General features: G+C 53.0%; 11 protein-coding genes and 1 CRISPR repeat array (1 of these 12 cut by a window edge). Of the genes, 5 read left to right on the forward strand and 6 right to left on the reverse strand.

Translation table 11 applies throughout. From position 1 onward, the window contains the following. Positions 1 to 212: a CRISPR direct-repeat array (repeat unit 32 nt; unit sequence GTCGCGCCCATCACGGGCGCGTGGATTGAAAC) (it extends 3,124 nt beyond the left edge of the window). A gap of 125 nt (positions 213 to 337) precedes the next feature. Beyond that, positions 338 to 1,477: an epoxide hydrolase family protein gene (locus P1U47_RS11205; protein WP_301028988.1), complete on the reverse strand. Its 1,140-nt coding sequence runs from the start codon at positions 1,475 to 1,477 to the stop codon at positions 338 to 340. 297 nt (positions 1,478 to 1,774) lie between these two features. On the opposite strand from P1U47_RS11205, the gene P1U47_RS11210 reads away from it, so the two are divergent. The 3 genes from P1U47_RS11210 (at position 1,775) to P1U47_RS11220 (ending at position 5,445) form a co-directional block, all read left to right on the forward strand. Beyond that, positions 1,775 to 3,217 carry an exonuclease domain-containing protein gene (locus P1U47_RS11210; RefSeq protein WP_301028990.1) on the forward strand — a complete coding sequence of 481 codons (1,443 nt, stop codon included), beginning with the start codon at positions 1,775 to 1,777 and terminating at the stop codon, positions 3,215 to 3,217. A 113-nt stretch (positions 3,218 to 3,330) separates the two neighbouring features. Next, positions 3,331 to 4,509, forward strand: a complete 1,179-nt coding sequence (locus P1U47_RS11215; protein WP_301028991.1) for an alanine--glyoxylate aminotransferase family protein — start codon at positions 3,331 to 3,333, stop codon at positions 4,507 to 4,509. 90 nt (positions 4,510 to 4,599) lie between these two features. Beyond that, positions 4,600 to 5,445, forward strand: a complete 846-nt coding sequence (locus P1U47_RS11220) for an HDOD domain-containing protein (protein WP_301028992.1) — start codon at positions 4,600 to 4,602, stop codon at positions 5,443 to 5,445. Between the two features lie 62 nt (positions 5,446 to 5,507). On the opposite strand, the gene P1U47_RS11225 is transcribed toward P1U47_RS11220, so the two are convergent. From P1U47_RS11225 to P1U47_RS11245, 5 genes are all read right to left on the reverse strand, one after another. Next, on the reverse strand, positions 5,508 to 6,266 hold the full coding sequence (locus tag P1U47_RS11225) for an SDR family oxidoreductase (RefSeq protein ID WP_301028995.1): 759 nt from the start codon (positions 6,264 to 6,266) through the stop codon (positions 5,508 to 5,510). Between the two features lie 226 nt (positions 6,267 to 6,492). Beyond that, a complete protein-coding gene (locus P1U47_RS11230; RefSeq protein ID WP_301028996.1) occupies positions 6,493 to 7,257 on the reverse strand; it encodes a YciK family oxidoreductase in 765 nt (254 codons plus the stop codon). Positions 7,258 to 7,271: 14 nt separating this feature from the next. After that, complete coding sequence (locus P1U47_RS11235) at positions 7,272 to 7,937, reverse strand: HAD-IA family hydrolase (RefSeq protein ID WP_301028997.1); 666 nt, start codon at positions 7,935 to 7,937, stop codon at positions 7,272 to 7,274. Continuing rightward, on the reverse strand, positions 7,937 to 8,665 hold the full coding sequence (gene ubiG, locus P1U47_RS11240) for a bifunctional 2-polyprenyl-6-hydroxyphenol methylase/3-demethylubiquinol 3-O-methyltransferase UbiG (RefSeq protein ID WP_301028998.1): 729 nt from the start codon (positions 8,663 to 8,665) through the stop codon (positions 7,937 to 7,939). Before ubiG ends, P1U47_RS11235 begins: the two co-directional genes overlap by 1 nt. A gap of 1 nt (position 8,666) precedes the next feature. Continuing rightward, positions 8,667 to 9,995, reverse strand: a complete 1,329-nt coding sequence (locus P1U47_RS11245; protein WP_301028999.1) for a TRZ/ATZ family hydrolase — start codon at positions 9,993 to 9,995, stop codon at positions 8,667 to 8,669. 271 nt (positions 9,996 to 10,266) lie between these two features. Between P1U47_RS11245 and gyrA the strand changes: the two genes are divergently transcribed. Continuing rightward, positions 10,267 to 12,909 carry a DNA gyrase subunit A gene (gyrA, locus tag P1U47_RS11250; RefSeq protein WP_301029000.1) on the forward strand — a complete coding sequence of 881 codons (2,643 nt, stop codon included), beginning with the start codon at positions 10,267 to 10,269 and terminating at the stop codon, positions 12,907 to 12,909. Positions 12,910 to 13,002: 93 nt separating this feature from the next. Further along, on the forward strand, positions 13,003 to 14,085 hold the full coding sequence (gene serC, locus P1U47_RS11255) for a 3-phosphoserine/phosphohydroxythreonine transaminase (RefSeq protein ID WP_301029002.1): 1,083 nt from the start codon (positions 13,003 to 13,005) through the stop codon (positions 14,083 to 14,085). Position 14,086 lies beyond the last annotated feature (1 nt).

Below are 14,086 nucleotides of genomic sequence, written 5' to 3' on the forward strand. Positions count from 1 at the left end.
CGTGGATTGAAACACTTTTCTCTGATGAGAGCGACAAACCTAGAGCAGGTCGCGCCCATCACGGGCGCGTGGATTGAAACAGTATGAATACAAAGGCGACGGCAACAGTCTTGAGTCGCGCCCATCACGGGCGCGTGGATTGAAACATATATAGGATAAAGCCAGCGTGGCTGCCGTTGTGTCGCGCCCACCACGGGGGATTGAAACACCTTAAGTGTAATCCCATTGGCCTCTTCAGAAGGTCACACCAATCTTAGCTACGGTATATGACTTGCTATGAAGCTATTTTAAAGTCGTCAATTTAAGCGCAGGGCTCATAAAAGCCCTGCGTTCTAAGTTAACGAATTTTCGCAAAGCAGCTTCGTACTTCATTAACAAAAATTTCGGGTTGTTCAAAAGCGGCAAAGTGTCCGCCTTTTTCTACTTCGTTCCAGTGAATTAGGTTTTGGTGAATGCGCTCGGCCCATTTGCGTGCGGGTCTGAATAGTTCTTTTGGAAAAATAGTGATACCGCAGGGTATGGTCATTGGTTGTGCAAAAATACTTTCAAAGCTTTCCCAGTATAAGCGGGCTGATGAGGCGCCGCTGTTAGTTAGCCAGTAGATGCTGATGTCGTCGAGCATTTGGTCTGTTGAGAGTGCGTCTTCTGGGCGGCCGTTATTGTCGGTCCAGCGGTGGAATTTTTCGTATATCCACGCCGCTTGTGCTGCGGGGGAGTCGGCCAAACCATAGCCGACTGATTGTGGCCGCGATTTTTGGATCATGGCGTAGCCGGAGTCGGAGTCGAAATAGTATTGTATGTCGGCTAGCGCTTTTTGGTCGCGTTCGCTGAGCGATGCCAAGTCTTCTTCTGACGGTTGTGCTAGCGCCATATTAATGTGGATCGCTAGGCATTGTGGTGGGTGTATATGGCCAATTGCGCTGGTTACGCCTGAACCCCAGTCGCCGCCTTGGGCGACAAACTCTGAGTATTCTAGACGGGCCATGAGGCTGATCCACGCTTTGGCTATGCGCTCTAATCCCCAGCCGGTGCAGTTTGGTTTGCCTGAGAAACCGTAACCAGGTAGGGAGGGGATTACGAGGTGAAAGGCATCTTCCGCTTTACCGCCGTGGGCTGTGGGGTTGGTTAGCGGGCCAATAACTTTCATAAATTCGAGTATTGAGCCGGGCCAGCCGTGGGTCATGATCATGGGCATGGCGTTTTCGTGGGGCGAGCGAATGTGTAAAAAGTGTATTTCTATGCCGTCGATCTCGGTAGTGAACTGGGGGTGGGTATTTATTTCGCGTTCGCAGCGGCGCCAGTCGTATTGGTTTTGCCAGTAGTCGCACAGCGATTTTACTGCGTTTAAGGGCGCGCCTTGGCTCCAGTCGTCGACTGGCTCTTCATTTGGCCAACGGGTATTGGCGAGCCGGGCTTTAAGGTCGTCGAGTTGGGCCTGTGGTATGTCTACTTTAAAGGGCTTGATTAGATTGCTCATGCTTATTACTCATCTCTTAGTCATTATTTTGGTGTGCGTTGGCACGTATGCGAAATAGTATTAAATCATAGTTTATGTTGCGTAGGGACCGCTATTTATAATGGAGCGGTAGCGCAGGCGTCTTCCATTATTTGCTAGGGCGCCGCTATGCAAATAAAACATATTGGGTAGCGCCTCTATAGGTGGTTTATCATGGCGGCAATGTATTCCCTTTAGGTTGATAAGCATGAGATTGGCTCGCCACTTTATTTCTTTGCCCGCAATGCCGAGCGTCGCGCTCGCGATGCGAGGTGCCGAGTGCTAGCAGATTACCGCTTTGCCTTGGTAGACCTTGAAACCACGGGTGGGCAGGCGGCTCACGATCAGATTATGGAGGCGGCGGTTCGTTTGCTAGACGGCGAGCGCGAGCTTGAGTGGCAGTCGCTGCTTGATCCTGGTTGTGCGGTGCCAGCCTTTATTCAGGGCCTGACTGGTATTCACACCAGTATGGTAAGGGGCAAGCCGAGCTTTTCCGAGGTGCAAGAAACCCTGTGGTCGTATTTGGATGAAGCTATTTTGGTGGCCCATAACGCTCGCTTTGATGCGGGGTTTTTGCGCGCTAATTTTGCGCGTGTTGGTCGCAATTATCAGCCCCGCGTGTTGTGTACCTTGAAGCTGGCGCGAACACTTTACCCCGATTGGCCGCGTCATGGCTTAGAGGCCGTTTGTGAGCGCATTGGTTTTTATTCTGAGGTTCATCACCGTGCCATGGCGGATGTGGATGCGATGAAGGCTTTTCTCGATTTCGCTCGCGCCGATAAAGGGGAGGCGGTATTTAATTTTGAAGTGGGTTTGCTGGTGGGCTTGCCGGTGCTACCGCCGTCGATTAGTCAGGCGGATGTGGATGCGATTCCCAACCAGCCGGGTATTTATCGCTTGTTGGGTGAGGCGGGGGAGTTGTTGTATTTGGGTAGTGCCAGCGCGCTTCAGGCACAGGTGCTCAGGCATTTTGAAAATTCGGCGGCAGACAGCAAGGCCGCTAAATTGGCGCGGCGGATTTACAGCGTTGAGTGGCAGGCCTTAGCCGGAGATTTGTCTGCGGCGCTGCATTTAAGTGCGGCACTAAAATTTGAAAAGCCGCTACTGCAGCGCCGCGCTAAAGCGCTTGGCAAACCCTGTTGTGTGCGTTTTATTAGCGGCGATAACGGCGATGTACAATTGCGACTGCGGTCGGGCCTGCCAGCGAATATTGCAAAGACCGGCGAGCTTGTGGCGCTGTTTCGCGACCGCAAACACGCTAAGACTCGTATTGCCGAGTTGGCTATTGAATATCAATTATGCCTGCGGCGCTTGGGCTTGGTCGCTGACGGTGAGAAGTGTGGTTGCCGTGCCTGTGCCTTAGGTGAAGCGGCGAGCGGCATGCAGGGTGTCGCGGTTGCGGAAGCGGCGCTTGCGGGGTATTTGTATGAGCCGTGGCCGTTTACCGAGCCGGTGTTGATTTATGAGCAGAATGCGGCGGGCGCTAGTGAGTGGCATTTGGTGGACGACTGGCGCCATTACGGCAGTTTTATTTGGGATGCGACGCTGGCGCAGTTATTTGAGCTTAGCAACCGCGCTACGCCACTGAGTTTGGCTGCCGTGGGTTCGCGCTGCGAGCAGACTAAAGAATTGCAGTATGAGCACTACCGGCTATTGCGGGCGTTTAGGGATGATTTACGGTGGTTGCCGGTATCGCAATTTACGGAGCAGAACGCTAGGTAAACTCGGTCTCTACGCTTGCGCACTATTGGGGTATAATCGCCGTCAACATATGTAGTTCTAATTAATGCAGCGGCTTGCGCGTGTAGCGCGGCAGCAGATCAGTGAGATTTTTTATGGCCATTTCTTCGTTTCATCCTCCACTTCGCACCTTGATGGGCCCAGGTCCTTCAGACGTACACCCACGTATTCTTGAGGCGCTGGGGCGGCCAACACTGGGGCATTTAGACCCACTGTTTGTGGGGATGATGGATGAAACCAAAACCTTGCTTAAATACGCATTTCAAACCAGCAATGAATTGACCTTGCCGATATCTGCGCCAGGTTCAGCCGGTATGGAGGCTTGCTTCGTTAATTTGCTGGAGCCAGGCGATAAGGCCTTGGTGTGTGTTAATGGCGTGTTTGGCAACCGCATGATTGAGAATGTTACTCGCTGCGGCGCCATAGCGATTCGCTTGGATTTTGCCTGGGGCACAGCAGTAGATCCGGCTGTAGTAGAGGCGGCCTTAAAAGAGCATGGCGATGTTAAAGTGCTGGCCTTTGTTCACGCCGAAACCTCGACTGGCGCCTTGAGCGATGCCGAGACGCTGTGCGGCTTAGCCAAGCAGTATGGCTGCCTGAGTATTGTCGACGCAGTTACCTCAATGGGCGGCGTGCCGCTGCTGGTAGATCAGTGGCAGGCCGATGCAGTCTACTCGGGTAGTCAAAAGTGCTTGTCTTGCACGCCAGGTTTGTCGCCAGTGACTTTTAGCCCTGCGGCGGTAGCGGCCATTAAGGCGCGTAAGCACCCAGTGCAGAGCTGGTTTTTAGACATGAATTTGATTCTTGGTTACTGGGGCGAGGGTGGCAAGCGCGCGTATCACCACACTGCACCTGTCAATGCGTTGTACGGCTTGCATGAGTCGCTGGTGATGCTGCAAGAAGAAGGCTTAGAGAATGCGTGGCAGCGTCACGCCATCATGCACAGGGCTTTGGCGGCGGGCCTAGAGAGCTTGGGTGTTGAATTTGTGGTGGCGGCTGAGCAGCGCTTGCCGCAGCTTAATAGTGTTTATATTCCGGCGGGTGTAGACGACGCCGCAACGCGTCAGTATTTGTTGGCCAATCACAATTTAGAGATCGGTGCTGGCTTGGGCGATCTCGCTGGCAAGGTTTGGCGTATTGGCTTGATGGGCTATAGTGCAAAACCAGAGAATATTCGTTTGTTATTGTCGGCATTAGCCGCTGCCATGCAGGCTCAAGGCTATGAGTGTGACGCTCAGGCGGCGCTTGCTGCGGCCGATGCGGTGCTGGCGTAAATTTAGTGCTGGTAGAATTCCGTGCAGTGGCGAATTATCTGCTAATCTTCAATTGTCTTTATCGATGAGTGCTTTGATGTGAGTGTAGCCGTGAGTGAAAGGAATCCCCTGATAGAGCAGATTCGTAGCGATTTGCTGCAGGCAATCGAGAATGATTCGATTGTGCTGCCGACCTTACCGGAGGTTGCCTTAGAAATTCGTGAGGCGGCCAGCGACCCCGAAGTCAACATTGGTATGCTGGCGACGATTATTGAGAACGACAGCTCAATAGCGGCCAGAATTTTGCGGGTTGCCAATAGCTCGTTACTCCGTGGCTTGCAGCCGATCAATGATGTTAAAGGCGCAATTGGCCGGATTGGTTTGGGCTATACCAGCACCTTGGTAACAACCTTGGCCATGCAGCAAATTTTTCTGTCTACCAAAGAGTCGCTGAATCAGCGTATGCGCAGTATTTGGGTGCAAAGCACTGATGTTGCAGCGATCTCACACACCTTGGCTAAATCACAGCTGCACCTCAAACCTGAGTTGGCAACCCTTGCGGGTATTATCCACCAGATTGGCGCGCTGCCCATTTTGTCTTACGCGGTTGGTCGGGGCTTTTTGCGCGATCACCCCGAGCTATTGGATCAAGCGCTGTTAAGTTTAAGTCCGGAAGTGGGGCGTCGTATTTTAGAGGTATGGGGCTTTGCCGACGAGTTGGTTGCTGTGCCCGAGGGCTGCGCTGACTTTAAGCGTGACGTTAAAGTGGCCGATTATGCTGATATTGTGACCGTGGCTAGGCTGCAGACCTATATAGGAACTGAGCACCCCTTGGCCTCGGTAGACTGGGCAGAAGTAGGCGCATTTGCGCGCTTAGGTCTGCCGGTAATTCCGGGTGAGGGCGACGAAGCCTATCAGCAGCAAATTGAACTAATGCAGGGTTTGCTGCGCGACTGATAAGCGCAGTGCGCAGCGTGGCGTAAATACCTTAGCTGCGCATACCGTTAACGGGGAATGCCTTAACTAAGAAAACCGCCGTCAACGGTGATGCTGCTGCCGGTGGTATAGCTAGCGGCATTGGACGCGAGATAAACCACTGCGCCGGTCATTTCTTCGGGCTGGGCAACGCGATTTAGCGGCACATCTTTTAAAACGCTCTCGCGAATGTCATCGTTTTTCACTAGGGTTGATGCAAATCGGGTGTCAGTTAGCCCCGGCAATAAGGCGTTAACCCTAACTCCCATGCTCGCGCATTCCTTGGCAAAGGACTGGGTCATGGCGATAACCGCCGCTTTAGATATTGAATAAATCCCCTGTAGTGCCCCCGGTTTTACTCCGTTGATTGACGCGACATTAATCACGCTGCCCCCGCCATTCTTGGCCATTAATTTAATACCCAGTGACGACATAAAAAAGTAGCCGCGAATATTCACGTCGATGGTTTTATTAAAGGCGCCGAGGTCGGTGTCGGTAATATGGCCAAAATAGGGATTGGCTGCGGCGTTATTAACCAGAACATCTAGGCGACCATGCTTGGCGTCTATTGCTGCGAATATGGCTTCAATCTGCGCCATTTCGCCAATATGGCAGGCCATGGCTTCGGCGCTACCGTTGTTGCTGCGAATTTCTTCGGCAACCCGTTCACAATCGGCAATTTTTCGGCTGGCGACAATAATATGGGCGCCATGGCTGGCCAGCGCTTTGCAAATGGCTTCGCCAATACCGCGACTGCCACCAGTGACAAGGGCGATTTTATTGCTGAGATCAAAGTTCGACATGATTTTTCCTTATTTTTTATTCGCGGAGTTAACGCAAAGAGCGTTGATTGCCATGCGCCTTTGTAAGCTTTTACGGCTCATGGGTAAATGCTTAGCTACTTATTGCGGTTATTGATAGGGAAAATAGGCTTCATTGAACGATGAGCTTAGGGGAGCTTGGTGGGTTTGTCTAAGGGCGCTGCGCTCGTGAATCGAGCGCAGCCGAATGTCAATTTATTGGCGGGGCTTATGGTTTAGGCTGAGCGTCAAACTGCTGGCCGTTCACTGCGCGGCTGGCATCGCTCATTAAATATAAATACAGCGGCATAATTGCCTCGGGTAGCGGATTGTCCTGTGGGTTTTCGCCTGGGTAGGCGGTGCGGCGCATCACAGTTTGGGTGGCGCCGGGGTTGATAGTGTTTACTCGAGTGTTGTTTAGCTCAAACTCTTCGTCGGCCAAAACCTGCATAAAACCTTCGGTAGCAAATTTAGAGACCGCATAGGCGCCCCAAAAAGCGCGACCTTTGCGACCGACGCTGGATGAGGTTAGCACAACAGAGGCCGAGTCGGCTGCGGCCAGCATGGGCAGTAGGGCTTGGGTCATCATGAACGCAGCGGTGATATTGACATGCAATACATCGTCCCAACTGTCGACAGTGGTCTGTGCCAGCGTGCGGCGCTGGCCGAGTATGCCCGCGTTGTGGAGTAGGCCGTCAAGGCGACCGAATTCCCGCTCAATGGTATTGGCCAGCTCTTCGTAATCTTTCATTACCGCGCCGCGCAAATGCACTGGGTAAATAGCGGCTTGGGGGTAGCCCGCAGCTTCAATTTCGTCGTAGACCGCTTCGAGTTTTTCTACGGTGCGGCCTAATAAAATAACGGTGGCGCCGTGTTCGGCAAAACTCAGCGCGGCAGCGCGGCCAATGCCGTCGCCGGCACCGGTGACGAGAATAGTTTTACCGGCAAGGCATTTGGGGGTGGCGTTGAAATCACTGGGCAGGCTTAAGGGCACAGAATATCCTCGGGTTAAGATGTATGCAGTTGGTTAATTAAGGGAATTAAATCTAGCGTTTGGGAAACGAGATAATCCGCGCCCCAGCTTTCGGCGCTGTCACCGGCAGAAATATAGCCGTAAGCGCAGGCTACGGTGCGCATGCTGGCATTGCGGCCAGCGTCGATATCGCGGCGGTGGTCGCCTACATAAATGGTGTGCGCGGGCAGGCAGTCGATTTCCTTGCAAGCCAAATAAATCGGTTCTGGGTGGGGCTTGCGGTTTGTTACGTGGTCTGGGCAAATGGCGGTGGCGCAGCGTTGCTCCAAACCCATCGCGATAAGCAGTGGCTCGGTAAAGCGAGCGGGCTTATTGGTAACAATGCCCCACTTCATGCCGAGTGCTTCTATGTGCGCTAAGACCTCGCTCATGCCGGGGAAGAGCGTGGTGCTTACCGCGAGCTGGGCTAGGTAGCGGTCGAGAAATTCATCGAGTAGGGTTTGGAAACCCACATCGCCTTCTTGCTGTTGAAAGCCGAGGCTGACCACGGCGCGGGCGCCATCAGAAACCCGCTTGCGCACGTCTGCGTAATTTTGCGGCGCTAGGTCGCGCTCAATGAGCATGGCGTTTAATACCGCGGTAAAATCCACTGCGGTATCAAGCAGGGTGCCATCCAGATCAAATAATACGGCTTTTAACATTACAGTGGCTTCTTAACGTGAATCATATAGTTCACATCAACGTCGTTGTCGTTCAGGCGATAGGTGCGCAGTATTGGGTTATAGGTTAAGCCCGCCATATGCTGCAGTTGCAAGTCGGCTTGGCGCACCCAGTTGGCCAGTTCGGCGGGGCGAATAAAGCGGCTGAAGTCATGGGTGCCGCGGGGCAGCATTTTTAATAAATATTCAGCGCCGACAATGGCGAACATAAAGGCTTTGGGATTGCGGTTGATGGTTGAAAAATAAATATCGCCACCGGGTTTGCAGAGTTTGGCGCAGGCGCGAATTACCGAGGATGGGTCGGGTACGTGCTCCAGCATTTCCAGACAGGTGACCACGTCGTAGCTGCCAGCTTCTGCCTCGGCGAGTTCTTCGGCGGTAATTTGTACATACTCAACCTTGGTGCCTGACTCCAGCTGGTGCATGCGGGCAACGCTGAGGGGAGTCTCGCCCATGTCGATGCCTTTTACTGTGGCGCCACGCTGGGCCATGGATTCAGACAGTATGCCGCCGCCGCAGCCGATATCGACAACCTTGCGCTCGGCCAGCGGTGAGCGCTCGTCAATATAGTTAACCCGCAGTGGGTTGATGTCGTGCAGGGGTTTGAATTCGCTGTTGCGGTCCCACCAGCGGTGGGCGAGTTCTTCAAATTTGGCGATTTCCGCGGGGTCAACATTATTGCCTGCGCTGTTTGAGTGAGCCTGCTGCATTTTATTCTCCGCTAATTTTTTTGCGCCAGAGCTCGGCACGGGCAATGATGTCCCGGCTGTCTAGCGTGGTCAGTTCGCCATTATCCAGTACCTTGCGGCCCATGATCCAGCTATAGCGAACTCGGTGGCTGATATTGGTGTACGCAATTTGCGATGCGGGGCTGTAAATAGGTTGTTGTTCTAGTGCCGAGAGGTCAATGGCAATAATGTCGGCATGCTTGTCAACTTCTAAGCTACCGACCAAGTGATCGATGCCTAATGCCTTGGCGCCGTTCAATGTTGCCATTTCTAGGGCGCAGCTGTCGGGCAGGGCGCTGGCGTCACCGGCTACGGCTTTGCCGAGTAGGGCGGCGGTGCGCATCTCGCCAAATAGGTCGAGGTCGTTATTGCTGGCGGCGCCGTCGGTGCCAATGGCGACATTAATGCCTGCCTTGCGCATTTTTTCAACAGGTGAAAAGCCGCTGGCCAGTTTTAAATTGGATTCTGGGCAGTGCACCGCGTGGCAGCCATGGCTGGCGAGGGTGGCGATGTCCTCGTCGTTGAGCGCGGTTAAATGCACGCACTGGGTTTTGGGGCCGAGTAAGCCAAGTTCCGCAAGGCGGGCGATGGGGCGCTTGCCCGATTGCGCTACCGCGTCATCCACTTCTTGTTGGGTTTCATGGAGGTGAATTTGAATGGGGGCGTCGAGCTCGGCGGCCAAGGTCACAATGCGTTGCATGGCATCGTCGCCCACGGTGTAGGGGGCGTGGGGGCCAAAGGCGATATTGATAAGCTCGCTGTGTTTGTGTTCATCGAGCAGGGCTAAGCCTTTGCGCAGATAGTCGTCGGGGCCGCTGCCCCAAGCGCAGGGAAAATCAAAAATCGGAAAGCTGAGCTGGGCGCGAATGCCCGCTTTGCGCACCACCTCGGCGGTGGCCTCGGGGAAAAAATACATATCGCTAAAGGTGGTGGTGCCGCTGCGCAGCATTTCGGCAATGGCCAGTTCGCTGCCGTCGCGCACAAAATCGGCGTTTACCCATTGGCCTTCGGCGGGCCAGATGTGGTCGTTAAGCCAAGTGTGCAGGGCTTTGTCGTCGGCCATGCCGCGAAACAGGCTCATGGCGGCGTGACCGTGAGCGTTGACTAGGCCCGGCATTACCGCGTGGTGTTTGAGGTGGAGCGTTTCGGTGGCGGTAATCGACTGCGCCTCGGCGGCGGGCAGAATGGCGCTAATTTTACCGTCGCTAATGGCAATGGCGTAATTGGCCAGGGGTGCTGAGCTGGGGGCAATTGGTATGATCCAGCGGGCAAAAATCAGGGTGTCGGCGCGATTGATAATGGGGGCGGGCATAGGGCTGTCCGGATCCTGTTGAACAATTCGCAAGTATACCCGCAAAGTGCGGCGCTGTGGGCTGATTTGTGGCGATAGCATATTGATTTGCGGCGATTTTGAACTGTCTACGGGCGTGGGAATTATGCTATCATTACGCTTTTATTTTCTGCTTCGAGCTGTTGCGTCGCTTGCGGTGATGGCGTCAGTACTGGCTTAAATACCGGATGCGGCCGATTTCTCAGCGACAATGCTGCGAAGCGAGTATCCATAATAAGGAATTACCCCGTTCATGGCTGATATAGCTAAAGAGATTTTGCCGGTCAATATCGAGGATGAGTTAAAACAGTCCTACCTCGATTATGCAATGAGCGTTATTGTGGGTCGGGCACTGCCCGACGTCCGGGATGGTTTGAAACCGGTTCACCGCCGGGTGCTGTTCGCCATGAGCGAGCTCAATAACGACTGGAATAAGGGCTATAAGAAGTCGGCCCGTGTGGTGGGTGATGTTATTGGTAAATACCATCCCCACGGCGATTCCGCAGTGTATGACACCATCGTTCGCATGGCGCAGCCCTTTTCGCTGCGCTATATGCTGGTTGACGGCCAAGGTAACTTTGGTTCGATCGACGGTGACAATGCGGCGGCCATGCGTTACACCGAAATTCGCATGCGCAAAATTGCCCATGAAATTCTCGCCGATCTCGACAAAGAGACCGTGGATTGGGTGCCTAACTACGACGGCACCGAGCAAATTCCAGAAGTAATGCCAACTAAGATCCCTGCGCTGCTGATTAACGGCTCTTCAGGTATTGCGGTGGGCATGGCGACCAATATTCCGCCCCATAACCTCACCGAAGTGATTAATGGTTGCTTGGCAACCCTGGATAATCCCGATATCACCGTTGAAGAGTTGATGGAGTATATCCCTGGCCCCGATTTTCCAACGGCGGCAATCATCAACGGCCGCGCTGGCATCGTCGAGGCGTATAAAACCGGTCGTGGTCGTATTTACATCCGCGCCCGCGCCGAAGTGATTATTGATGAAAAAACGCATCGTGAAACAATTATCGTCCACGAATTGCCTTATCAGGTAAACAAGGCGCGCTTGATTGAAAAAATCGCCGAGCTGGTTAAAGAGAAGAAAATAGAAGGCATTTCTGAACTGCGCGACGAGTCTGATAAAGACGGTTTGCGGGTAGTTATTGAAATGAAACGCGGCGAAAGCGGCGAAGTGGTCTTAAACAACCTCTACGCGCAGACCCAGCTGCAGAATGTGTTTGGTATAAATATTGTTGCGCTAGTCGACAAGCAGCCGCGCATTCTGAATTTAAAACAGCTTATTGAATACTTTATTCGCCATCGCCGCGAAGTTGTTACTCGTCGTACGGTGTATTTGCTGCGCAAGGCGCGGGAGCGCGGTCATGTATTGGAAGGTCTCGCGATTGCGATTTCCAATATTGATGAAATTATTACCACCATTAAAGCCTCGGCAACTACTCAAGAAGCTAGGGATGCTTTGATTTCCCGCTCATGGCAGCTCGGTGATGTGGCTGGTATGTTGGAGCGCGCTGGCGAAAATGCCTGTCGTCCAGACGATTTAGAAGATATGTACGGCATGCGCGACGGCCAGTATTACTTGTCGCCAGTGCAGGTGCAGGCAATTTTGGATTTGCGTCTGCAAAAGCTGACGGGTCTTGAACACGAGAAACTGCTGGGCGAGTATCAGGAACGTTTGCTGGAAATTGCCGAATACCTGAATATTTTGGCTAATCCCGATGTGTTAATTGCGGTTATTCGCGGTGAGCTTGAGCAGGTTGTTGCCGACTACGGCGATGAGCGTCGCAGTGAGATCGTTGCTTCGCATTTGGATTTGAATCACGAAGACTTAATCCCCGAAGAAGACCGCGTTGTGACTATTTCCAACGGCGGTTACGCCAAGTCACAGCCGCTGGATGCTTATCAAGCGCAGCGCCGTGGCGGCATGGGTAAGTCGGCAACCTCGGTTAAAGACGAAGATTTTGTTGAGCATTTATTGGTGGTGAATACCCATACCACCATTTTGTGTTTCAGTAATATCGGTAAGGTTTACTGGTTAAAGGTTTACCAAATTCCAGTCGCGGGTCGCAATTCGCGAGGTCGGCCAATGGTGAATTTATTACCACTAGGCGAAGACGAGCGTATTACCTCGATACTGCCGGTGAATGAATACACCGAAGGCTACTTTATCTTTATGGCCACCGGTTTGGGTACTGTTAAAAAGACCCCGCTAGAGGCCTTTTCACGCCAGCGTAGCGTCGGTTTGCGCGCAATAGAACTGGACGAGGGCGATGTGCTAATCGGCACCGCAATCACCAATGGCGAGAACGATATTCTGCTATTGACCAGCGCCGGAAAAGCGGCGCGTTTTGCCGAGCAAGACGTTCGCGCCATGGGCCGTACCGCGCGCGGTGTGCGTGGTATTCGGATGGACGAAGGTCAGCGCGCTATCGCCATGATTATTCCCCAAGAGGGCGGCTGCGTACTGACTGTGTCTGAAAATGGCTACGGTAAGCGTACTTTGGTTGAAGACTTCCCTGCGAAGGGGCGCGGCAACCGCGGTGTTATCGCCATGGCCATGAGCGAGCGCAATGGCCCACTGGTTGGTGCGGTGCAGGTGTTTGAAGGCGATGATTTAATGCTGATCAGCGATCAGGGCACCTTGGTGCGTACCCGCACCGATGAAGTGTCGATCCTGAGCCGTAACACCCAAGGTGTTCGGGTTATTCGTTTGAAAGTAGACGAGCACTTGGTGGGCGTGCAGCGGGTAGATGAAGAAGACGAAGCGCTGCCAGTGGATGAAGATGGTGAACCCATTGTGGCGAGTGAAGCGGATGTTATCGCTGCTGAGCCGGAAGCTGACGCTGGGGATGACGCGCCTGCCGTTGACGAATAAGTCTTCGGTATCGAAGCGCTTTAAGCTAAGTAAAGGCGGCGGGGCTAGGGCCTCGCTGCTATTCAATTTTTAATTTTTGGAGTGGCAACGTAAATGGCACGTCGTTTTAATTTTTGTGCAGGCCCTGCTTCTATTCCTGAAGCCGTATTAACTGAAGCCGCTGAGCAAATGCTAGATTGGCAAGGGCGCGGTTTGTCGGTGATGGAAATGAGTCACCGCTCAGATGAAATGGTGGGAATCGCCAACGAGGCCGAGGCTGATTTGCGCGAGTTAATGGGTATCTCCGACGATTACGCCGTGCTGTTCTTGCAGGGCGGCGCGAGCAGCCAGTTCTCTGCAGTGCCTTTAAACCTAATGGGTGATGAGGGCAAGGTTGTCGATTACGTGAATACTGGCGAGTGGTCTAAAAAGGCCATTAAAGAAGCCAAGCGCTATGCCAAAGTTAATGTGGTGGCGAGCTCAGAAGACACTAACTTTACCACCATACCTGCTTTTGATAGCTGGAATTTAAGTGAAGATGCCGCGTATTTGCATTACACGCCGAATGAAACAATTGGTGGCTTGGAGTTTTTCTGGACACCAGAAAGCAAGGTGCCTTTAGTTGCCGATATGTCGTCAACTATTCTGTCGCGTCCGGTTGATGTGAATAAATTTGGTTTGATCTACGCCGGCGCCCAGAAAAATATTGGCCCCGCAGGTTTAACCATCGTTATTGTGCGCAAAGATCTGCTGGGTAAAGCCAGCGCGATGACGCCAACCATGTTGGATTACAAAACTGCGGCCGACAACGACTCTATGTATAACACTCCGCCAACGTGGGGCTGGTATTTAGCTGGTTTGGTATTCAAATGGCTAAAGGCGCAGGGCGGCCTTGCAGCGATGGAAGTGATTAACCGTCGCAAAGCCGAGAAGCTGTACGGCTATATTGATGCCAGCGGTTTTTACAGCAACCCCGTGGAAGTGGCGAGTCGCTCGCTGATGAATATTCCTTTTGTATTAGCTGATGCCAGTTTGGATAAGGCCTTTTTGGCTGGCGCTGAAGAAGCCGGTTTGCTGAATTTGAAAGGTCACCGCTCGGTGGGCGGCATGCGCGCCAGTGTTTACAACGCGGTGCCAGAAGAAGCTATCGATGCCTTAATTTCTTATATGAAAGCCTTTGCCGAGCAGAATAGCTAAG

Origin of the sequence: Zhongshania sp. (genome assembly GCF_029212375.1) — a bacterium.
In the GTDB taxonomy this organism is placed as follows: domain Bacteria; phylum Pseudomonadota; class Gammaproteobacteria; order Pseudomonadales; family Spongiibacteraceae; genus Spongiibacter.

What these genes read in the sequence shown, in the direction of transcription:
- P1U47_RS11205 (WP_301028988.1), bottom strand. Translation starts at nt 1,477, where the DNA reads ATGAGCAATCTAATCAAGCCCTTTAAAGTAGACATACCACAGGCCCAA.
- P1U47_RS11215 (WP_301028991.1), top strand. Translation starts at nt 3,331, where the DNA reads ATGGCCATTTCTTCGTTTCATCCTCCACTTCGCACCTTGATGGGCCCA.
- P1U47_RS11225 (WP_301028995.1), bottom strand. Translation starts at nt 6,266, where the DNA reads ATGTCGAACTTTGATCTCAGCAATAAAATCGCCCTTGTCACTGGTGGC.
- P1U47_RS11235 (WP_301028997.1), bottom strand. Translation starts at nt 7,937, where the DNA reads ATGTTAAAAGCCGTATTATTTGATCTGGATGGCACCCTGCTTGATACC.
- ubiG (WP_301028998.1), bottom strand. Translation starts at nt 8,665, where the DNA reads ATGCAGCAGGCTCACTCAAACAGCGCAGGCAATAATGTTGACCCCGCG.
- P1U47_RS11245 (WP_301028999.1), bottom strand. Translation starts at nt 9,995, where the DNA reads ATGCCCGCCCCCATTATCAATCGCGCCGACACCCTGATTTTTGCCCGC.
- gyrA (WP_301029000.1), top strand. Translation starts at nt 10,267, where the DNA reads ATGGCTGATATAGCTAAAGAGATTTTGCCGGTCAATATCGAGGATGAG.
- serC (WP_301029002.1), top strand. Translation starts at nt 13,003, where the DNA reads ATGGCACGTCGTTTTAATTTTTGTGCAGGCCCTGCTTCTATTCCTGAA.